Below are 19401 nucleotides of genomic sequence, written 5' to 3'. Positions count from 1 at the left end.
GTTGTTGGAGCTGTCGCTCACGGCCCTTCCTTGCGGCGGATGAAGCCGGCGCGCTTGTCGTCTTCGGCGTACTGGAAGCGGATCTCACCCTTGCGCCACACGCCGAGCCAGATCATGTTGGTCGAAATGGCGTCGTGGTCATTCGCCGAAAACGGATGTTCGTAGGTGGTGACGACGCCGACATAGGGCTTGTCCAGCTGCTCCAGCGCCTGCTTCAGCTTCACCGCCGAGGTGTCGCCACGGGTCTGGAACAGCGCGCGCAGCATCAGGTGCAGCGCGTCGTAGGTTTGCGCGGCAGCCATCAGCGAGGCCACCGGCTCCTTGCCGGCGTGGCGCTTCAGGCGCGCGATGAACGAACTGCGGCGTTCGTTGGCCAGGTTCGGGATGATGGACTGCACCATCATCGCGCCCTCGGCGCCGCCATTCGAGCGTTCCCACACGGTGCGGAACGACATCGGCCACGGCCCGTACAGCAGGCCGTCGTAGCGGGCCTCGTTGCGGGCGCGCGCCAGCACCGCGAGTTCGGGGCCCACGGTGTAGCCGATCACGGCCTGCGCGCCGGTGGCCTTGGCTTGCTGCACCTCGGCGAGGAGGCTCGTCACGCCCAGGTCGAAGCGGCTCACCAGCACCGGTTCGACGCCGCGCTCGGCCAGGAAGCGCAGCACGTCCTTCAAGCCGCCCTCGCCGTAGCCGGTGCGGTCGGCAAACACGGCCACCTTGGTGAGCCCGCGTTTGACCAGGATGTCGTTGACGATGAAGCCGGCCTGCAGCGTGTCGCGCGGCGACATGCGGAAGATGAAGCTCTGCGCCGCCGGGTACTTGGCCGTCACCGCCGAGCCGGTGGACACCGGCACCATCAGCAGGTGCTGGTTGTCCTGGAACACGTCCAGCGCCTTCATCGCCACGCCGGTGTTGCAGAAGCCGATCGTGAAGGCCACTTTCTCCTTCAGCACCAGGCCCTCGGCCACCTGCCGCCCACGATCCGGGTTGGCCTGATCGTCGCGCTGCACCAGCTCGATCTTGCGGCCGAGGAAGCCACCGACCTCGTTGATTTCACGCGCCGCCAGTTCGGCGCCCAGCCGCGCGCTGTTGCCGAAATCGGCCGAGCCGCCGGTAGTCGGGCAGATGAAGCCCACGCGCAATGGCCCGCCATCCTGTGCTGCCGCACCCCCGCCTGCAGCGCAGCCCAGCGCAACAAGGGCGGCGCGGAACGCCAAGGTTCGCAGGCCGAGGAGTCGATACAGCATGGTCCATCTCCCGCGCCACCCCGGCGCGTGGCCGCGACGGTAACGGGCCGGACCTTAAAGCTGCCTTGCAGTTCGACCATGCCCAGGGTAAGCCCCAGGCCGGTGCGGGAGCCGGATGTCAGATCCGTCGCGGAAGGCGCCAGGCCGAAGTCAGGCGCCAGGCCTCATTCACCGAGGTAGGCTGCGCGCACTTTCGGGTCGTTGAGCAGCGCCTTGGCGTCGCCGCTCATCGTCACCTCGCCGGACTCCATCACGTAGCCGCGGTTGGCCAGCTGCAGCGCGCGGCTGGCGTTCTGCTCGACGAGCAGCACGGTGGTGCCGCGGCTGTGGATGTCGGCCACCACCTCGAAAATCTTGTCGACCATGATCGGCGACAGCCCCATCGACGGCTCATCCAGCAGCAGTACCTTGGGCCGCGCCATCAGCGCCCGGCCCATCGCCAGCATCTGCTGCTCACCGCCGGACATCGTGCCAGCCAGCTGCGCCGCGCGTTCCTTGAGCCGCGGGAAGATGGCAAAGACCTTGTCGATGTCGGCCTGGATCTCGGCGTCGTTGCGCACGTAGGCGCCCATCTGCAGGTTCTCGACGATGGTCATGCGGGCGAAGGTGCCGCGCCCTTCGGGCACCATCACCAGCCCCTGCTTGACCAGGTCCCAGGGGCCTTGGCCGGCGATGCTGCGGCCCATGAATTCGATCGTGCCGCCAGCCACCGCCTGCGTGCAGGTGATGGCCTTCAGCGTGGTGGTCTTGCCGGCACCGTTGGCACCGATCAGGCTGACCAGTTCACCCTGGCGCACTTCGAAGCTCACGCCCTTGACGGCCTGGATGCCGCCGTAGGCCACCTTCAGGCCGCTCACCTTGAGAAGTATGTCGCTCATCTGCTCGGTCCTGGCTCAGTGCGGTTTGTGGCCGGCGCCGAGGTAGGCCTCGATCACCTTCTCGTTCTTCTGCACGTCAGCCGGCGTGCCTTCGGCGATCTGCTTGCCGTAGTCGAGCACCGTGACGCGGTCGCACAGGCCCATCACCAGCTTGACGTCGTGCTCGATCAGCAGGATCGTGCGGCCGTCGTTGCGGATGCGGTCGATCAGTTCGCGCAGCACCACCTTCTCGGTGGCGTTCATGCCGGCGGCGGGTTCGTCCAGCGCAATCAGTTTCGGGTCGGTGGCCAATGCGCGTGCGATTTCGAGGCGGCGTTGATCACCGTAGCTCAGCGTGCGCGCCTTGTACTCGGCGTAGCGACCGATGCCGACATAGTCCAGCAACTCCTGCGCACGCTTGGCGATGGCCGCTTCTTCGGCCTTGAACTTGGCGGTGCGGAAGATCGCGCCCATCAGCCCGGAGCCGGAACGCACATGGCGGCCGACCATCACGTTCTCCAGTGCCGTCATCTCGGAGAAAAGCCGGATGTTCTGGAACGTGCGCGCGATGCCCGCCTTGGCCACTTCGTGCACCGCGCTGGGCTTGTAGGGCATGCCGCCCAACTCGAAGCTGCCGGAATCTGGTGTGTACAGCCCGGTGATGACGTTGAAGAAGGTGGTCTTGCCGGCGCCGTTCGGGCCGATCAGGCCATAGACCATGCCGGCGTTGATCGTGATGCCGACATCGGACAGCGCCTGCAAACCGCCGAAGCGCTTGGAGACATTGCCGACCTTGAGGACTGCTGCGCTCATGTTCCGTGATCCCTCAACTCTTGGTCGGCGTGGCCGCCGCCTTGCCGTGTTCGGGCGAAGGCCACAGCCCACGCGGCCGCGCCAGCATGATCGCGATCATCGCCAGGGCGATCAGCAGCTGGCGCAGGATGGCGGCGTCCAGCCGTCCGTCGGTCAGGCGTTGCAGGTCCAGCTCACCGGCCACCCATCGCAAGGCTTCGGGCAAGGCCGCCAGCAGCACGGCGCCCAGCACCACGCCCGGGATGTGGCCGATGCCGCCCAGTACCACCATCGCGACGATCATCACCGACTCCTGCAGCGAGAACGACTCCGGCGAGACGAAGCCCTGGAAGGTGGCGAACATCACGCCCGAGACACCGCCGAAGGTGGCGCCCATGCCGAAGGCCAGCAGCTTCAGGTTGCGGGTGTTGATGCCCATGGCCTTGGCGGCGATCTCGTCTTCGCGGATGGCCATCCAGGCGCGGCCGACGCGTGAACGCTCGAGCCGGTAGCAGATCACCACGCTGACGATCACCAGCAACAGGAACAGGTAGTAGTACTTGGTGACCGAGGACATCTCCAGCCCGAACAGCGAGCCCGGCTTGCCGAGGTCGATGCCGACGAAAGGAATCTTGATGCTGTCGATCTGCTGCAAGCCCTTCGGGCCGTTGGTGATGTTCAGCGGCCGGTCCAGGTTGTTCATGAACACGCGGATGATCTCGCCGAAGCCCAGCGTGACGATGGCCAGGTAGTCGCCGCGCAGCTTCAGCGTCGGCGCGCCCAGCAGCACGCCCGCGAGTCCCGCGATCGCCGCCCCCAGCGGAATCACCAACCAAACCGGCGAATGCAGGCCGCCGGGAAAGAGCCCCTTGATGCCCTCGAAGGTGTCGGTCAGGTGCGGCGATGCGAGCAGGCCGAACATGTAGGCGCCGACCGCGTAGAACGCGACATAGCCCAGGTCCAGCAGCCCGGCATAACCGACGACGATGTTCAGCCCCAGCGCCAGCAGCACGTAGAGCAGCGCGAAGTCGATCATGCGCACCCAGAAATTGCCGGCAGCCTGAGCGATGAAGGGCAGCACCAGCAGTGCGATGCCGGCGAGCAGGAAGACGACCAGTTTGTTCTTCATGAGGTGTGCTCCCCGGTGTCAGGCGCGATCGGCCACACGCTCGCCCAGCAGGCCCTGCGGCCGCACCGTGAGCACGAGGATCAGCACGATGAAAGCAAAGATGTCCTGGTACTGGCTGCCTAGCACACCGCCGGTGAGCGCGCCGATGTAGCCCGCGCCCAGGGCCTCGATCAAGCCCAGCAGCACACCGCCCACCACCGCACCGGCGAGGTTGCCGATGCCGCCGAACACCGCCGCGGTGAAGGCCTTCAACCCGGGCAGGAAGCCCATGGTGTGCTGCACCGAGCCGTAGTTGGCCGCATACATCACGCCGGCCAGCGCCGCCAGCGCGGCGCCGATGATGAAGGTGGCCGAGATCACCATGTCCGGCCGCACGCCCATCAGCGCGGCGACGCGCGGGTTCTCGGCCGTCGCGCGCATGGCCCGGCCGAGCTTGGTGTGGTTGACCAGGTACATCAGCCCGGCCAGCGTGACCGCGGTGACCGCCAGAATCAGGATCTGCGTCACGTTGATCACCGCGCCGCCGATCTCGAACGGTTCGGACGGCAGCAGGATCGGGTAGGACTTGGTGCTGGGCTTCCAGATCATCATCGCCAGCGTCTGCAGCAGCAGGCTCATGCCCATCGCGGTGATCAGCGGCGCCAGCCGCGGCGCGCTGCGCAGCGGGCGGTAGGCGATCTTCTCGATCGCGAAATTCAGCACCGAGCAGACGACGATGGCCGCCACCAGCGAGATCAGCAGCAGCAGCCAGCCGGGCAGGCCCAGCCCCTGCAGCGTGGTGACGATGGTCCAGCTGGTCAGCGCGCCCACCATCAGCACTTCGCCATGCGCGAAGTTGATCAGGTTGATGATCCCGTAGACCATCGTGTAGCCCAGGGCCACGAGCGCATACATGCTGCCCAGCACCAGACCGTTGATGATCTGCTGCAGAAAAGTATCCATCAGTGGGTCTCCGTCCGTCACCGCCTTGAATGGCGGCGCTTCTTCTGGCTGGTAGCAAGAACCCGGCCGCTCAAGCCTGAAACAGGCTGCGGCAGCGGGCTGGGCGGGATTGTAGGAGGGGGTCCCCAGCGCAAATGGGGGGAGATTCCCGCTGGGCGGCCGAACAATCGTCGGATTCGATGGCGATTCAGCGCGGGTTCTGCGGCGCGTCGTCCGGCGCGCTCGGCGCCTGCTCGTTCAGCCGGCGCAGCTCGGCCAGGCGGTCGGCGATGCGCTGTTCCAGGCCACGCCCCGCGGGCTGGTAGAAACGCTGAGGCCCCATGCCTTCTGGCCAATAGCTTTCGCCGGCCGCGAAGCCGCCGGCTTCGTCGTGCGCATAGCGATAGTCGCGGCCGAAGCCCAGGTTCTTCATCAACCGCGTCGGCGCATTGCGCAGGTGCAGCGGCACGGGCCGCGTGCCATCGGCCTTGACGAACTCGCGCACCGCACCCCAGGCTTTGTAGACGGCGTTCGACTTCGGCGCCACCGCCAGGTAGACCACCGCTTGGGCCAGCGCCAGTTCACCTTCTGGCGAGCCCAGGCGCTCGTAGACTTCGGCGGCTTGCAGCGCCAGCTGCTGGCCACGCGGATCGGCCAGGCCGATGTCCTCGCTGGCCATGCGGATCACGCGGCGGGCCACATAGCGCGGGTCGACCCCGCCATCGAGCATGCGCGCCAGCCAGTACAGCGCCGCATCGGGGTCGGAGCCGCGCACCGACTTGTGCAGCGCCGAGATCGCGTCGTAGAACTGGTCGCCGCCCTTGTCGTAGCGGCGCAGCATCTCGCCCAGCGCCTGCTCCAGCAGGGCTTCGTCGATCGGCTCGCTGCGCTCGGTGCCGGCCAGTTCGGCGAGCGTTTCGTAGGCGTTGAGCAGCCGGCGGGCGTCGCCATCGGCATAGCCGATCAGCCTGTCGCGTGCAGCGTCGGTGAGCGGCGGCGCCTGCATGGTGACCTGCGCGCGGGCGATCAGCTGCACCAGGTCGTCGGCCTCCAAAGGCTTGAGCACATGCACGGTGGCGCGGGACAGCAGCGCCGAGTTCACTTCGAACGAGGGGTTCTCGGTGGTCGCGCCGATGAAGGTGAACAGGCCCGACTCGACATGCGGCAGGAACGCATCCTGCTGGGCCTTGTTGAAGCGGTGCACCTCATCGACGAAGACCACCGTGCCGCGGCCGTTCTTGCGCTCGGCCTTGGCCTGCTCGACCGCATCGCGGATGTCCTTGACGCCGGCCAGCACGGCCGACAGCACGATGAAACGCGAGCGCACGGCGCCGGCCACCAGTCGCGCCAGCGTGGTCTTGCCGACGCCCGGTGGGCCCCACAGGATCATCGAATGCAAGCGGCCGGTCTCGAAGGCCACGCGCAGCGGCTTGCCCGGGCCCAGCAGGTGGATCTGGCCGATCACTTCGTCCAGCGTGCGAGGGCGCAGGCGTTCGGCCAATGGAGCGTCGGGCGCCACCGGGGCCGCAACGCCGGCGGCCGGTTCGTCATCGTCGAACAGCGAGTCCTGGGCGGTCATGCGCCCGATTGTCTCAGCCGTGTCGGCACTCCCGAAATGCAGCACCCGCACCGGCCTTTTTGCCCGATCGGTGCGGCAGGGGCTGCCGGACACTGGCTGCGCTGCCATCCCGACAGCCCCTTCCGAACCGCAGGACACAGCCATGAGCGCCACCCCGACGATCGACTCCTCACCGGCCCTGATGAATCCCGCCGTGGCGGCGGCTGCCGTGCATGGCACGCCGCGCGAAGTGCTCTCGTTCAAGCTTGGCGCCGAGGAATACGGCATCGACATCCTGAAGGTGCAGGAGATCCGCGGCTACGAACAGCCGACGCGCATCGCCAACGCACCCGGCTTCATGAAGGGCGTGGTCAACCTGCGCGGCGTGATCGTGCCGATCGTCGACATGCGCATGCGCTTTGCGCTCGAGGACGTCAAGTACGACGCCTTCACCGTCGTGATCATCCTCAACGTGGTCGGCCGCACCGTCGGCATCGTGGTCGATTCGGTCAGCGATGTGCTGGAGTTGCGCACCGACCAGATCAAGCCGGCGCCGGAGTTCAATGGCCAGGTCGATTCGACCTACATCACCGGCCTGGGCACCGTGAAGTCCGGCGACACCGAGCGCATGCTGATCCTGATGGACATCGAACAGATGATGAGCAGTGCCGAGATGGGCCTGATGGACATGGTGATGCACTGAGCGCGCAGCGCCAGCACAGCTGCCCCCACGCGATGAAAACCCTGCATTGGCGGATGGCCGCGGCCGGCTGCGCCCTGTTGGCCTGCGCCTGCGGCCGCGCGGCCGAGCCAGCGCCGGCTGCACTGCAGCTGAGCATCGCCATGCCCAGCACCACGCTCAGCGGCAGCGCCGCGCCGGGGCTGCGGCACTACGCCGCGAGCGCCAGCGCGGAACTGGCGCCGCGCTGGCGCAGCTTTGCGACCGTGGCTGGCCAGCGCAGCGGCGACACCAGCGGCATGCCCGGCAGCACCGACCTGCAGGCCCGCGTGCAAACCGGGCTGGCCTGGGACGGTGACAACGGCGGCACGCTCAGCGTCGCCGTTCAGCGCGGCCTGACGCGCGCCGAACCCGCGCGTGCGCTGGTGCTCGGCTGGACGATGAAGTACTGAACGCCCCCAAACCTGCCGCTTCGCGTCAGGCCCCCCGAGGGGGTATGAGTCAAGTGGCAGAGCCACATTGACTCATGAGCGCGTCCTTCAGGGCTGCTCGATCACGTCGACGCCCTTGGGCACGACGAACCTGAAGGTGTCCTCGGGCAGCTTCGGGTTCACCACCACGTCCTTGAACTGCAGCAGCGATTTCGTGCCGAAGGCATCGACGATCTCCAGCGCCGCGAGCGTCTTGCCACGGAAGCCGACTTGCAGCTGCTTCACAGTGCTTTCCTTCGCACGCGGCATGGCCTGCACCCAGTCCAGCCCATCACGGGCCGGCTGAGCGCTCAGCTCGAAGTCCTTGTCCAGCTCGGCACCCGCCAGCAAGGCCGCCGGCGTCGCGCCCAGCGCCTGGGCCGCAGGCCGCACCGAGACCTGGTTCAGGTCAACATCGTGCAACCAGACCTTACGGCCGTCGGAGACGATGGTCTGCTCGAAGGGCTTGGCATAGGTGAAGCGAAAGCGCTCGGGCCGCGCGAACTCGAAGCTGCCATGCGAACTCTTCTTCTTCGCACCATCGGGCGAGGTGACGGTCTGCGTGAAGGCCGCGCGGCCGCTCTTGGCGTCGCGGGCGAATTCGCGCAGCGCATCGACGGCATCGGCCCGCGCGGTCGCTGCAGCCAGCAGCAGCATGGTGCTCAGCGCGGCAAGCGCGGCGGTGTGGGGTGTCCAGCGCATCATTCGTCCCGTCGCGGCACCAGCAGGTCGCGGTTTCCGTTGGTGGCCATGGCCGATACGAGCCCGGTCTTTTCCATTTGTTCCAGCAGCCGCGCCGCCCGGTTGTAACCAATGCGCAGATGGCGCTGCACCAGCGAGATCGAGGCCTTCTTGTGCTGCAGCACGATGGCCACGGCCTGGTCGTACATCGGGTCGTCTTCGGCGTCAGCGCCACCGCCGCCAGCCCCGGGCGCGCCATCGGCATCGCCATCGAGCACCCCGCCTTCGAGAATGCCTTCGATGTAGTTCGGGTCGCCCTGTGACTTCAGGTACTCGACGACGCGGTGCACCTCGTCGTCGCTGACGAAAGCGCCATGCACGCGAACCGGGATGCCGCCGCCCGGCGTCAGGTAGAGCATGTCGCCCTGGCCCAGCAGCGCTTCGGCGCCCATCTGGTCGAGGATGGTGCGGCTGTCGATCTTGCTCGACACCTGGAACGACAGGCGGGTCGGGATGTTGGCCTTGATCAAGCCGGTGATCACGTCGACGCTGGGCCGCTGCGTGGCCAGCACCAGGTGGATGCCGGCGGCGCGCGCCTTCTGCGCCAGGCGGGCGATCAGTTCCTCGATCTTCTTGCCGACCACCATCATCAGGTCGGCCAATTCGTCGATCACGACGACGACGAAGGGCAGGCGCTCCAGCGGCTCCGGCGCCTCGGGCGTCAGGCTGAAGGGGTTGGGCAGCTTCTGCCCGGCTTCAGCCGCTTCGGCGATCTTCTTGTTGTAGCCGGCCAGGTTGCGCACGCCCAGCTTGCTCATCAGCTTGTAGCGCCGCTCCATTTCGCCGACACACCAGTTCAGCGCGTTGGCGGCCTGCTTCATGTCGGTGACCACCGGGCACAGCAGGTGCGGGATGCCTTCGTAGACGCTCATCTCGAGCATCTTCGGGTCGATCAGGATCAGCCGCACATCACGCGCCTCGGCCTTGTAGAGCAGGCTCAGGATCATCGCGTTGATGCCCACCGACTTGCCCGCGCCGGTGGTGCCGGCGACCAGGCAGTGCGGCATCTTCGCCAGGTCGGCGACCACCGGCGCGCCGATGATGTCCTTGCCCAGGCCCATGGTCAGTTGCGACGCGGCATCGGCATAGATCTGCGAGCCCAGGATCTCGGCCAGGCGGATCATCTGGCGCTTGGCGTTCGGCAACTCCAGCGCCATCGTCGTCTTGCCAGGGATCGTCTCGACGACGCGGATGCTCACCAGCGACAGCGAACGCGCCAGGTCCTTGGCCAGGTTCACCACCTGCGCGCCCTTGACGCCGGTGGCCGGCTCGATCTCGTAGCGGGTGATCACCGGGCCGGGCGAAGCGGCGACCACACGTACTTCGACACCGAAGTCGCGAAGCTTCTTCTCGATCAGCCGCGAGGTCATCTCCAGCGATTCGGGCGTGACGCTCTCGACGCGGTTGGTCGGCGCCGCATCGAGCAGGTCGACCTGCGGCAGCTTGGTGTCGGAGAGTTCGACGAACAGCGGCTTCTGCCGCTCCTTCGCGACCCGGGTGGACTTGGGCACCTCGACCATCGGCACCTCGATGACGATCGGCGCGTGGTCTTCGACCCCGGCCCGCTCGACCTCGACGACCTTCTCGCGCTCGCGCACGGCCTGCTCGCCGATGCGTTGGTCTTCCATGCGCTCACGCGCTTGCACGCGGCGTGCACCGATGCCTTCGATGGCGGCGCCCAGCGTCTCAGCGACACGCGCCCAGGAGAAGCGCAGGGCCAGCGACAGGCCCAGCACCATGCCGGCAATCCACAGCACGCCGGAGCCGGCGAAGCCCAGCCATTTCATCGACAGGCCGCCGAGCAGCGTGCCCAGCACACCGCCGGCCTGCCCGCCCGGCAGTGCCGTATCGAATCGGTACAGCCTCGTCCATTCCAGCGAACAGCTGGCCACCATCAACAACAGTAGGCCAAGCCAGAACACCCAGCGCGGGGGCAGGTCACTGTCGGCCGGCGTGCCGCGCAACCAGTGCGCCAACGCGGCCAGCCAGGCCCGCAAAGCCACCAGCATCAACCACCAGGCCGAGTAGCCGAAGGCAAACAGCAGCAGATCCGACAACCAGGCGCCCAGCAAGCCGGCGCGGTTGTGGATGGCAGCGCCCTGGCCGGAGGTCGAAAAGCCGGGATCAACAGCGCTGTGCGTGGCCAGCGCCAGCAGCACCAGCAGCCACAGCACCGCGGCCGCTGCCAACACCACCTGCCGCGGCCAGCGCCACGCCGGAGATGCGGCAGAGGCCGGCGGCGACCGGCGGCGCGACCGGGGCACGCCGGCCGTACCGGCCGCACCGTCTGCACGCAATGAACCGAGCGGAAAGGTCATGCGGGTGATTGTGGCGCATCGGTTCGGCGCCGATGCCGGCACGCCGCCCGGAGGATCACTCGGGCTGCGGTGCGCGCTCCTTGATGATCACCGAGCCGTTTTCCTGCGTCTCGATGACGCCGCGCTCTTCCAGGTCCTTCATCACGCGGCTGACCATCTCGCGCGAGGCGCCAACGACCTTGGCCATGTCCTGGCGCGAGACCTTGCCGCGGATGATCTTCACGCCGTTCACTTCCTCGGCCATCTCCAGCAAGGTGCGCGCGACCCGGCCATACACATCGAGCAAGGCCAGCGATTCGATCTGGCGGTCGGCATGGCGCAGCCGGCGCACCAGGCCGCGCAGGATGGCGTAGGACAGCGTGGAGTTCTCCGGCAGGCAGCGCGCAAAGTCGGCGCGGCCGAGGATCAGCATGTCGGTCTGGATCTCGCAGCGCACGGTGGCCGAATGCGCTTCGTTGTCGATCAGGCTCATCTCGCCAACGTAGTCACCCGACTCCAGCACTGCCAGGATCACCTCGCGGCCGCGTGTATCGGAGGTCAGCACGCGGGCGCGGCCATTGAGCAGGATGAACAGGGCGTTGCTCTTGCGGCCTTGTTCGACCACCAACTCGCCGCGGCGAAAGCGGCGCTTGACCACGCTGTCGGCAATCGACTGGGCCTGCTCGTTGGTGAGCATCGAGAACAGCGGTACACGGCGAATCAAGTCGAGATTCGTCAGCATCGACATCGTGGGATCCCCTTTACTTCATCGATTTGTTGTTCGGCGCCGAACAACCCGGCCTGGCACCCGAAAGTGCCAGAGGGCCCACCCGGCACCCGTCGGCAATATGCCGCATTTCTGATCAATTTCACTATTGTGCCGATTGACAGGCTTACGGGTATACCCAACGACCCCCATGTGACAATCTCCCGTCACCGCGGCGCGACACTGCGCGCCCACTGAAACACCACCCTCCCATGAGCTCCACACCCCTGCATGCCCGCGTCCTGATTCTCGGCTCCGGCCCCGCCGGCTATTCCGCGGCGATCTACGCTGCCCGTGCCAACTTGAAGCCGGTGCTGGTGACCGGCATGGCCCAGGGCGGCCAGCTGATGACCACCACCGATGTCGACAACTGGCCGGCCGATGTGATGGGCGTGCAAGGGCCCGAGCTGATGCAGCGTTTCCAGGAGCATGCCGAACGCTTCCAGACGCAGATGGTGTTCGACCACATCAACGAGGTCGACGTGTCGAAACGGCCGTTCCACCTGAAGGGCGACAGCGGCGAATACACCTGCGATGCGCTGATCATCGCCACCGGCGCCAGCGCCAAGTACCTGGGCCTGCCTTCGGAAGAGACCTTCATGGGCCGTGGTGTCAGCGGCTGCGCCACCTGCGACGGCTTCTTCTACAAGAACGAAACCGTGGCCGTGGTCGGCGGTGGCAATACCGCGGTCGAAGAAGCGCTGTACCTGTCGAACATCGCCAGCAAGGTGCATTTGGTGCACCGGCGCGACAAGTTCCGCGCCGAAGCGATCCTGATCGACAAGCTGCACGAGAAGGTGGCCGCGGGCAAGCTGGTGCTGGAGCTGTACGAAACCTTGGACGAAGTGCTGGGCGACGCCTCGGGCGTCACCGGCATCCGGCTGAAGCATGCCCAGACCGGCGCCACCCGCGAGCTGACGCTGAAAGGCTGCTTCATCGCCATCGGCCACCAGCCGAACACTGACATCTTCAAGGGCCAGCTCGAGATGAAGGACGGCTACATCGTCACCCGCTCGGGCCTGAGCGGCATGGCGACGATGACCAGCGTGCCCGGTGTGTTTGCCGCCGGCGATGTGCAGGACCACGTCTACCGCCAGGCCATCACCTCGGCCGGCACGGGCTGCATGGCGGCGCTGGATGCACAGCGCTTCCTCGAGCAGCAAAGCTGAGCGACCGGACGCGGGCAAAGTCTGGCTATAATCGCGGTCTTTGCCGAAAGCGGCTAAAGCGCTGACGTGCCAAGCACGCGGCGCACGCGCTGCGGAAACTTCGAAGGGCAGCCATCAGGCGGCGTATCAAATCCGAGGAGTTGATCTCATCGGATTCAGACACCAACCCCCTGCTCTGGTTGCCGAGCCTGCAACAGTCAAGAGTCTGGAGAAGCGTCATGGCACGCGTCTGTCAAGTCACGGGTAAGCGCCCGATGGTGGGAAACAATGTCTCCCACGCCAACAACAAGACCAAGCGCCGCTGGTTGCCCAACCTGCAATACCGCCGGTTCTGGGTCGAGAGCGAAAACCGCTGGGTTCGTCTGCGTGTCACCAGCGCCGCGCTGCGCCTGATCGACAAGGTGGGCATCGACAAGATCGTTGCCGACCTGCGCGCCAAGGGCGAGCTCTAATCACCCCGCACATCAGGAGCACTGACCATGGCAGCCAAAGGCGGACGCGAAAAGATCAAGCTGGAATCCTCTGCAGGAACCGGCCATTTCTACACCACCAACAAGAACAAGAAGACCACGCCCGGGAAGCTCGAATTCATGAAATTCGACCCGAAGGCGCGCAAGCATGTGCTGTACAAGGAAACCAAGCTAAAGTGATCGGCTGAGGTTTCAGTACCCGACGAAGCCCGCCCTGTGCGGGCTTTTTGCCGTCTGCGCGCGCACCACTCATTCATGGTCAACATCGACCGACATGAAAACGGGCCCCGCAGGGCCCGTTCGTTCAGCGTGGCCGTGCAGGCAGGCGGCTCAGATCGCGCGCGCAGCCCGCAACTTCAGCGAGAACTGTTCCAGCGAGACGATGCCGCTGGCCTCGGCCTTCTTGCACCAGGCCTGCAGGTCCGACACCAACTGCTCGGCCGACACATTGGTGCGCGTCCAGAGCTGGCGCAGTTCTTCGCGCATGGCCACCAGCTTCGCGAGCTGGGGGCTGTCGCTGATCGCGCTGGCCAGTTGCGGCTTCACGGCGGTGGGAATCTTCTCGTCGTCGCGGTGCAGCCAGCGCTTGGCCAGTTGCAGATCGGCCAGACGGGCCGAGTTCTTGGCACCCTGGCTTTTCAGGTGCTGCAGTTCGGCGGCACAGGCCGCGCGCAGGTCCTTGGCGTACTTGGCCATCACCTCGTAGCGGTTGGCGATGATGGCTTCCAGTGTCTTGGCATCCGCCTGCGGCTTGATCGGGCCCAGTTGCAGTTGCGGCGCGGTCTTGCGCACCTTGGCCAGGCCCAGGATCTCGAGCGCGCGGATGTAACCCCAGGCGATGTCGAACTCGAAAGGCTTGACCGACAGCTTGGCCGATGTCGGATAGGTGTGGTGGTTGTTGTGCAACTCTTCGCCACCGATGATGATGCCCCAGGGCAGCACATTGGTCGACGCATCGGTGGCTTCAAAATTGCGGTAGCCCCAATAGTGGCCGATGCCGTTGATGATGCCGGCCGCGGTGATCGGGATCCACAGCATCTGCACTGCCCACACCGTGGCGCCGATGGCGCCGAACAAGGCCAGGTTGATGATCAGCATCAGACCCACGCCCTGCCAGCTGTAACGCGTGTACAGGTTGCGCTCGATCCAGTCGTCCGGCGTGTTGTGGCCGAACTTCTGGATGGTTTCCTGGTTCTTGGCCTCGCCGCGATACAACTCGCTGCCGGTCAGCAGCACCGTCTTGATGCCCTTGACCACCGGGCTGTGCGGATCGTCAACGGTTTCGCACTTGGCGTGGTGCTTGCGGTGGATGGCGACCCATTCCTTGGTCACCATGCCGGTGGTCAACCACAGCCAGAGGCGGAAGAAGTGCGAGGGGATGGCGTGCAGTTCGAGCGCACGGTGCGCCTGGGCCCGGTGCAGGAAGATCGTGACCGATGCGATCGTGATGTGGGTCATGCCCAGGGTGACCAGCAGGATCTGCCACCACGACGCCTGGGACCACAGGCCGTTGGCCAGCCAGTTGATCAGCGCATCCCACAAGGTCATCATCACAGTCATTGTTCAGCCTTCCCGCGTGAAAACAGCGGGTTAGGGATTGTAGGTGACACCCCTTCGCTGTCTGTTGTGGAAACTGCCTAACAAAAGCAGCACTTTCGAACAGATGGGGCCGACAAGCTCGCTGGCAAGCGGCGCGCCCGGCGGGCTAGCTGAATACCCGCATCAGGTCCGCTGCCAGACGGCGGCGAAGAAGCCGTCGGTGGCATGCCGGTGCGGCCACAGGCGCATGAAGCCTTCTTCGGTGGTCAGCGTCGCGGCATCGACCACGTGAGCACCGGCCAGCACCTCGGCGGCCGGCAGCAGCACGAAGTCCTTGTGCGCTTCAGAGAATTCCTTAGCGATGTCCTCGTTCTCAGCACGCAGCAGGCTGCAGGTGGCATAGACGAGGCGGCCACCGGACTTCACCAGCCGCGACGCGCTGGCCAGGATGGCCTGCTGCTTCGCGCGCAGCTCCTGAACCGCCTGCGGCGACTGGCGCCACTTCAAGTCAGGGTTGCGACGCAAGGTCCCCAGGCCGGAACATGGCGCATCGATCAGCACGCGGTCGATCTTCCCGCTCAGCCGCTTGACGCGGTCGTCGCGCTCATGCGCGATGTGCGCCGGATGCACATTCGACAAGCCGCTGCGCTTGAGCCGCGGTTTCAGCGCTTCGAGCCGGTGGCCCGACACGTCGAAGGCATACAAGCGCCCGGTGCTGCGCATGGCCGCCCCCAGCGCCAGCGTCTTGCCGCCGGCGCCGGCACAGAAATCGACCACCATCTCGCCGCGCTTGGGATCGACCAGTAAGGCCAGCAGCTGGCTGCCTTCGTCCTGCACCTCGACGCCGCCGTGCGTGTACAGATCCAGCTTGTTCAGTGCCGGTTTGCCGTGCACCCGCAGGCCCCAGGGCGAATACGGCGTGGTCAGCGCTTCGATGCCGGCTTCGGCCAAGGTACGCTGCATGTCCTCGCGCCGGCCCTTCAGCGTGTTGACGCGCAGGTCCAGCGGCGCCACCTGTTCTAGCGTGGCCACCAGCGCCCAGAACTCGTCGTCCGGCAATTGCGCGCGCAGCGCGCCGGACAGCCAATCCGGCAGGTTGTGGCGCAATTTCTCCGAAAACCCGGCGCGGTCGATCGAATTGACCTGGTTGCGCCACTGCAACTCATGGGCGCCCATTGCGCCGCGCAGCAAAGCGTCAGGCCCCTGCCAGCCCAGGATGGCCAGCCGGCGCTCCAGTGCACCACTGCCACTTTGCGACAGGTGCATCAGCATCGTGCGCCGCCGCAGCACGTGGTAGGCCGTTTCGGCCAGCGTGTGCCGCTCGCGGGGACCAAGTTCGCGGTGCTTGCGGAAATAGGCCGAGACGATGGCGTCGGCCGGCATGTCGAGCTTCAGAACGGACTTCAGCAGTTCGGTGACCAGGTCCAGCAAGGCGGTAGGGTGCATGCAGCGATTATCCCCGCCACGTCCCGCGGGGCCTTGGCGGCCTCAGCCGATCAACAGCTGGGCTGCGCCGTCTCGTTGAAGAACCCGCCCTTCGGTGAACTGCAGCGCGCCCTCGACGAACCAGCGCACCGCCTGCGGATAGATCACATGCTCGGTGGCCAGCACCCGCGCCGACAGCGCCGCTTCATCGTCACCCGGCAGCACCGGCACGGCCGACTGCATGACGATAGGCCCATGGTCAAGTTGCGGGGTCACGAAATGCACCGTCGCACCGGCCAGCTTGCAGCCCGCCAGGATGGCCTGCCGATGCGTGTGCAGGCCCGGAAAGGCCGGCAGCAGCGACGGGTGGATGTTGAGCATGCGGCCTTCGTAGCGCTGCACGAACGCATCGCCGAGGATGCGCATGAAACCGGCCAGCACCACCAGATCGGGCGCAAAACCATCGATCACCCGCGCCAGTTCGTCGTCGAACGCTGCGCGCGAGGCCTGCTGCTTGTGATCGACCACTGCGGTGGCAATGCCCTGCGCCGCCGCAAAGGCCAGGCCCTTGGCGTCCGGCCGGTTGGCGATGACCGCCGCCACCGTGGCCGGCCAGCCTTCAGCGGCGCAGCGCTGCACGATGGCCTCCATGTTGGAGCCGCGGCCGGAAATCAGGATGACGATGCGCTTCATGACGGGGGCGGAGTTTACGTCTTGGCACTGAGCGAGAATGGCCGACCCCGCAACCGAAACCACCCGCCATGCGACCCCGCGTACTTTCCGGCATGCGCCCCACCGGCGCCTTGCACCTCGGCCATTACCACGGCGCGCTGAAGAACTGGGTGCGCTTGCAGGAACAGTACGACTGCTTCTACTTCGTCGCCGATTGGCACGCGCTGACCACGCACTACGAAGACCGCGAAGTCATTGAGCGCAATGTCTACGACATGGTGATCGACTGGATCGCCGCCGGCCTGGATCCCGAGAAGGCCACGATCTTCATCCAGAGCCGCCTGCCCGAGCATGCCGAGTTGTTCACGCTGTTGGCCATGGGCACGCCGCTGGGCTGGCTGGAGCGCGTGCCGACCTACAAGGACCAGATCGAGAAGCTGAAGGACCGCGACCTCGCGACCTACGGCTTCCTGGGCTACCCCTTGCTGCAGGCGGCCGACATCCTGATCTACAAGGCGGCCTACGTGCCGGTGGGCGAAGACCAGGCCTCGCATGTGGAGCTGACGCGCGAAGTGGCCCGCCGCTTCAACCACCTGTACGGCCGCGGCGCCGGCTTCGAAGCGCAAATCGCTGCGGCACTGACCAAGCTGGGCAAGGACGATGCGCGCTACTTCGAGAAGCAGCGTAAGGAGTTCGGCCAGAACGGCACGCCTGAGGCCCTGGCGAAGGGGGAATCGGTGGTACGCAAGGCCGCCGCCGTGCTGACGCCCGAAGAGACCGAGCAGCTGCTGGGCCACCTGAAGGGCAGCGGCCGCACCATCCTGCCCGAGCCGCAGGCACTGCACACCGAGGTGACCAAGCTGCCCGGCTTGGACGGCGCGAAGATGAGCAAGAGCTACGGCAATACCATTGCAATGCGGGAGGAGCCGGCGATGGTTGAGCAGAAGCTTCGACGCATGCCCACCGACCCGGCACGCGTGCACCGCAGCGACCCCGGCAATCCGGAACGCTGCCCGGTGTGGCAGTTCCATCAGGTGTATTCGGATGCCGCGACCAAGGACTGGGTCGTCAAGGGCTGCACCACCGCCGGCATCGGCTGCCTCGAATGCAAGCAGCCGGTGGTCGATGCAGTGCTGAAGGAGCAACAACCCTGGCGCGAACGCGCCGAGGCCTACCTCGCCAATCCGAAGCAGGTGCACTGGATCGTCGAGATGGGCACCGAGCGGGCGCGCACCGTCGCGCGCCAGACCATGAAGGACGTGCGCGACGCGATGGGCCTGAACTACTGACCGCCCTCAGCCGCCCTCGCTGAGGCGGCCTCTCCAGCGTGTAGAAGGTCTCGCCGCCGCGTCACCGGCATCAGCCGGAGCGCTTGGCCTTGGCCCGCATGGCGCCCTCGCGGCCGCGCGCCTTCCACACGGCCAGTTGCTCGCGACGCTCCAGCACCGTCATCGCATCGCGGCGGGCTTCGCGCAGCAGCTTCTGGAAGTTGCGCAGTCGCTCCGGCGGCACCGCCTCGCGCACTGCGCAACCCGGCTCGTCCTGGTGCCGGCAATCACGGAAGCGGCATGACGCGGCCCACCGCGCCACATCGCCGAAGACCTCGGACAGCTGCTCCTCGTCGCCGACATCCAGGCGCAACGCACGCAGGCCCGGTGTGTCGATGATGCAGGCACCGGCCGCTGTGCGCCGCAAGGTGCGCACCGTCGTCGTGTGCCGCCCGCGGCTGTCATCGGCGCGCACGGCCCCGGTGAACTGGCCGCCCTGGCCGCTCTGCAGCCCGGTCAAGGTGTTGGTCAGCGTGCTCTTGCCGGCGCCGCTGGAGCCCAGCAGCACCAGCGTCTGCCCGGCCCCGACCCAGGGCTGCAGCGCTGAGGCGGCCCGGGCATCGCGGCTGTCCAGCGCCAGCAGGCTCATCGCGGCCGGCAGGCAGTCGCGCGCCTGGGCCGTGCGCCGCGCCAACTGGGCCACGTCCACCGTGTCAGCCTTGGTCAGCACCAGCAGCGCGTCAACGCCGGCCAGCCGCACCAGTGCCAGGTAGCGCTCCAGCCGCCGCAGGTTGAAGTCATGGTCCAGGCCCATGACCAGCAAGGCCGTGTCGACGTTGCTGACAAGCACTTGCCGCCGCGGGCTGCCGCGACCGTCGTTGACGCGGCGGGCCAGTTGCGTCAGCGGCGCCAGGCGCTCGGTGATGTGGCCGCCGCCCTGGCCATCGGGTCGAACCAGCACCCAATCGCCGACGGCCACCGCGTCGTCATCCTGCTGCAGCCGATCCACCAGCGCCGTGGCCAGGCGGCCGCGCTGCTCGGCCTGGCCATCGTGCAGCAGCAGGTGTTCACGTTGCACTTCCACCACGCGCAGCAAGCGCGTGTTCTCGTCGAGGTCCAGCGAAGGCAGTTGCTGGCGCATGGGCGTCGTCAGCCCGATGCTGCGCAACGCCTCGAAATCAAGCGAATCCATCATGTCGGATCAATCCGTTCCAAACCCGGAAGGGGCCGGCCGGCAGAGCGGCCAAGCCCGAGCACCGGCGCGGCCCTGCGGCAGCACCAGCGGCAATCAGCGGTGTCGGCACGCGCCGCGAGGGCGCGCTATCGGGGGTCCGTCCAGGAACGGCGGCCAATCACCAGGGATCGGCCAGCCGGGCAGCAACGCTGGATCAGCGTGCGCGG

At 66.7% G+C, this 19401-nt stretch carries 19 protein-coding genes; 6 read left to right on the top strand and 13 right to left on the bottom strand.

The features are described from left to right. Positions 1-17: 17 nt before the first annotated feature. The 6 genes from VLK61_RS27190 to VLK61_RS27165 all read right to left on the bottom strand — a co-directional run bounded on the left by VLK61_RS27190 (position 18) and on the right by VLK61_RS27165 (position 6525). On the bottom strand, positions 18-1247 hold the full coding sequence (locus VLK61_RS27190; protein ID WP_325425936.1) for an ABC transporter substrate-binding protein: 1230 nt from the start codon (positions 1245-1247) through the stop codon (positions 18-20). 164 nt (positions 1248-1411) lie between these two features. Continuing rightward, entirely contained in the window at positions 1412-2125 is a 714-nt protein-coding gene (locus VLK61_RS27185) for an ABC transporter ATP-binding protein (protein ID WP_325425934.1), read from the bottom strand. Between the two features lie 15 nt (positions 2126-2140). Further along, on the bottom strand, positions 2141-2917 hold the full coding sequence (locus tag VLK61_RS27180) for an ABC transporter ATP-binding protein (RefSeq protein ID WP_325425932.1): 777 nt from the start codon (positions 2915-2917) through the stop codon (positions 2141-2143). Between the two features lie 13 nt (positions 2918-2930). Continuing rightward, entirely contained in the window at positions 2931-4025 is a 1095-nt protein-coding gene (locus tag VLK61_RS27175; protein WP_325425930.1) for a branched-chain amino acid ABC transporter permease, read from the bottom strand. An 18-nt stretch (positions 4026-4043) separates the two neighbouring features. Continuing rightward, positions 4044-4967 (bottom strand): branched-chain amino acid ABC transporter permease, encoded by a 924-nt coding sequence (locus VLK61_RS27170; RefSeq protein ID WP_325425928.1) that lies wholly within the window; start codon positions 4965-4967, stop codon positions 4044-4046. Positions 4968-5154: 187 nt separating this feature from the next. Beyond that, positions 5155-6525, bottom strand: a complete 1371-nt coding sequence (locus VLK61_RS27165; RefSeq protein WP_325425926.1) for a replication-associated recombination protein A — start codon at positions 6523-6525, stop codon at positions 5155-5157. 142 nt (positions 6526-6667) lie between these two features. Between VLK61_RS27165 and VLK61_RS27160 the strand changes: the two genes are divergently transcribed. Together VLK61_RS27160 and VLK61_RS27155 are read left to right on the top strand one after the other, a co-directional pair. Then, entirely contained in the window at positions 6668-7207 is a 540-nt protein-coding gene (locus tag VLK61_RS27160) for a chemotaxis protein CheW (RefSeq protein ID WP_414636872.1), read from the top strand. 32 nt (positions 7208-7239) lie between these two features. Continuing rightward, entirely contained in the window at positions 7240-7635 is a 396-nt protein-coding gene (locus VLK61_RS27155; RefSeq protein WP_325425924.1) for a hypothetical protein, read from the top strand. An 87-nt stretch (positions 7636-7722) separates the two neighbouring features. Here the strand turns inward: VLK61_RS27155 and lolA are convergent, their stop codons facing one another. Genes lolA through VLK61_RS27140 form a run of 3 tightly spaced genes read right to left on the bottom strand, consistent with a single transcriptional unit; the run spans position 7723 to position 11439 of the window. Beyond that, positions 7723-8355: an outer membrane lipoprotein chaperone LolA gene (lolA, locus tag VLK61_RS27150; RefSeq protein WP_325425922.1), complete on the bottom strand. Its 633-nt coding sequence runs from the start codon at positions 8353-8355 to the stop codon at positions 7723-7725. Continuing rightward, positions 8355-10712, bottom strand: coding sequence for a DNA translocase FtsK (locus tag VLK61_RS27145; RefSeq protein ID WP_325425920.1), 2358 nt, complete (start codon positions 10710-10712; stop codon positions 8355-8357). Before VLK61_RS27145 ends, lolA begins: the two co-directional genes overlap by 1 nt. Positions 10713-10767: 55 nt before the next feature. Next, positions 10768-11439, bottom strand: coding sequence for a Crp/Fnr family transcriptional regulator (locus tag VLK61_RS27140; RefSeq protein ID WP_325425918.1), 672 nt, complete (start codon positions 11437-11439; stop codon positions 10768-10770). A 230-nt stretch (positions 11440-11669) separates the two neighbouring features. Between VLK61_RS27140 and trxB the strand changes: the two genes are divergently transcribed. From trxB to rpmG, 3 genes are all read left to right on the top strand, one after another. Then, entirely contained in the window at positions 11670-12626 is a 957-nt protein-coding gene (gene trxB / locus VLK61_RS27135) for a thioredoxin-disulfide reductase (RefSeq protein ID WP_325425916.1), read from the top strand. Between the two features lie 218 nt (positions 12627-12844). Continuing rightward, a complete protein-coding gene (gene rpmB / locus VLK61_RS27130; protein ID WP_325425913.1) occupies positions 12845-13078 on the top strand; it encodes a 50S ribosomal protein L28 in 234 nt (77 codons plus the stop codon). A gap of 27 nt (positions 13079-13105) precedes the next feature. Beyond that, on the top strand, positions 13106-13276 hold the full coding sequence (rpmG, locus tag VLK61_RS27125) for a 50S ribosomal protein L33 (RefSeq protein WP_325425911.1): 171 nt from the start codon (positions 13106-13108) through the stop codon (positions 13274-13276). A 150-nt stretch (positions 13277-13426) separates the two neighbouring features. Here rpmG and VLK61_RS27120 read toward each other — a convergent pair whose 3' ends face one another. The 3 genes from VLK61_RS27120 to purN form a co-directional block, all read right to left on the bottom strand. Then, positions 13427-14644 carry a DesA family fatty acid desaturase gene (locus VLK61_RS27120; protein WP_414636874.1) on the bottom strand — a complete coding sequence of 406 codons (1218 nt, stop codon included), beginning with the start codon at positions 14642-14644 and terminating at the stop codon, positions 13427-13429. A gap of 174 nt (positions 14645-14818) precedes the next feature. Continuing rightward, complete coding sequence (locus VLK61_RS27115; RefSeq protein ID WP_325425907.1) at positions 14819-16081, bottom strand: RsmB/NOP family class I SAM-dependent RNA methyltransferase; 1263 nt, start codon at positions 16079-16081, stop codon at positions 14819-14821. Positions 16082-16123: 42 nt separating this feature from the next. Further along, entirely contained in the window at positions 16124-16753 is a 630-nt protein-coding gene (gene purN / locus VLK61_RS27110) for a phosphoribosylglycinamide formyltransferase (RefSeq protein WP_325425905.1), read from the bottom strand. Positions 16754-16821: 68 nt separating this feature from the next. Here purN and VLK61_RS27105 point away from each other — a divergent pair, with 68 nt between their 5' ends. Continuing rightward, entirely contained in the window at positions 16822-18021 is a 1200-nt protein-coding gene (locus tag VLK61_RS27105) for a tryptophan--tRNA ligase (RefSeq protein ID WP_325425903.1), read from the top strand. Between the two features lie 70 nt (positions 18022-18091). On the opposite strand, the gene rsgA is transcribed toward VLK61_RS27105, so the two are convergent. Further along, positions 18092-19192 (bottom strand): ribosome small subunit-dependent GTPase A, encoded by a 1101-nt coding sequence (gene rsgA, locus VLK61_RS27100; protein ID WP_325425901.1) that lies wholly within the window; start codon positions 19190-19192, stop codon positions 18092-18094. Positions 19193-19401: the final 209 nt, after the last annotated feature.

The sequence above is a fragment of the Aquabacterium sp. genome (assembly GCF_035476535.1).
Lineage (GTDB): Bacteria > Pseudomonadota > Gammaproteobacteria > Burkholderiales > Burkholderiaceae_C > Pseudaquabacterium.
Note: the sequence above shows the minus strand (reverse complement) of the source record. Positions and strands in the feature narration are given on the sequence as shown.

Bases quoted from the DNA above. Each gene is read 5' to 3' on its own strand.
- VLK61_RS27190 (WP_325425936.1), bottom strand. From the start codon at position 1,247: ATGCTGTATCGACTCCTCGGCCTGCGAACCTTGGCGTTCCGCGCCGCC.
- VLK61_RS27185 (WP_325425934.1), bottom strand. From the start codon at position 2,125: ATGAGCGACATACTTCTCAAGGTGAGCGGCCTGAAGGTGGCCTACGGC.
- VLK61_RS27180 (WP_325425932.1), bottom strand. From the start codon at position 2,917: ATGAGCGCAGCAGTCCTCAAGGTCGGCAATGTCTCCAAGCGCTTCGGC.
- VLK61_RS27175 (WP_325425930.1), bottom strand. From the start codon at position 4,025: ATGAAGAACAAACTGGTCGTCTTCCTGCTCGCCGGCATCGCACTGCTG.
- VLK61_RS27170 (WP_325425928.1), bottom strand. From the start codon at position 4,967: ATGGATACTTTTCTGCAGCAGATCATCAACGGTCTGGTGCTGGGCAGC.
- VLK61_RS27165 (WP_325425926.1), bottom strand. From the start codon at position 6,525: ATGACCGCCCAGGACTCGCTGTTCGACGATGACGAACCGGCCGCCGGC.
- VLK61_RS27160 (WP_414636872.1), top strand. From the start codon at position 6,668: ATGAGCGCCACCCCGACGATCGACTCCTCACCGGCCCTGATGAATCCC.
- VLK61_RS27155 (WP_325425924.1), top strand. From the start codon at position 7,240: ATGAAAACCCTGCATTGGCGGATGGCCGCGGCCGGCTGCGCCCTGTTG.
- lolA (WP_325425922.1), bottom strand. From the start codon at position 8,355: ATGCGCTGGACACCCCACACCGCCGCGCTTGCCGCGCTGAGCACCATG.
- VLK61_RS27145 (WP_325425920.1), bottom strand. From the start codon at position 10,712: ATGACCTTTCCGCTCGGTTCATTGCGTGCAGACGGTGCGGCCGGTACG.
- VLK61_RS27140 (WP_325425918.1), bottom strand. From the start codon at position 11,439: ATGTCGATGCTGACGAATCTCGACTTGATTCGCCGTGTACCGCTGTTC.
- trxB (WP_325425916.1), top strand. From the start codon at position 11,670: ATGAGCTCCACACCCCTGCATGCCCGCGTCCTGATTCTCGGCTCCGGC.
- rpmB (WP_325425913.1), top strand. From the start codon at position 12,845: ATGGCACGCGTCTGTCAAGTCACGGGTAAGCGCCCGATGGTGGGAAAC.
- rpmG (WP_325425911.1), top strand. From the start codon at position 13,106: ATGGCAGCCAAAGGCGGACGCGAAAAGATCAAGCTGGAATCCTCTGCA.
- VLK61_RS27120 (WP_414636874.1), bottom strand. From the start codon at position 14,644: ATGACCTTGTGGGATGCGCTGATCAACTGGCTGGCCAACGGCCTGTGG.
- VLK61_RS27115 (WP_325425907.1), bottom strand. From the start codon at position 16,081: ATGCACCCTACCGCCTTGCTGGACCTGGTCACCGAACTGCTGAAGTCC.
- purN (WP_325425905.1), bottom strand. From the start codon at position 16,753: ATGAAGCGCATCGTCATCCTGATTTCCGGCCGCGGCTCCAACATGGAG.
- VLK61_RS27105 (WP_325425903.1), top strand. From the start codon at position 16,822: ATGCGACCCCGCGTACTTTCCGGCATGCGCCCCACCGGCGCCTTGCAC.
- rsgA (WP_325425901.1), bottom strand. From the start codon at position 19,192: ATGGATTCGCTTGATTTCGAGGCGTTGCGCAGCATCGGGCTGACGACG.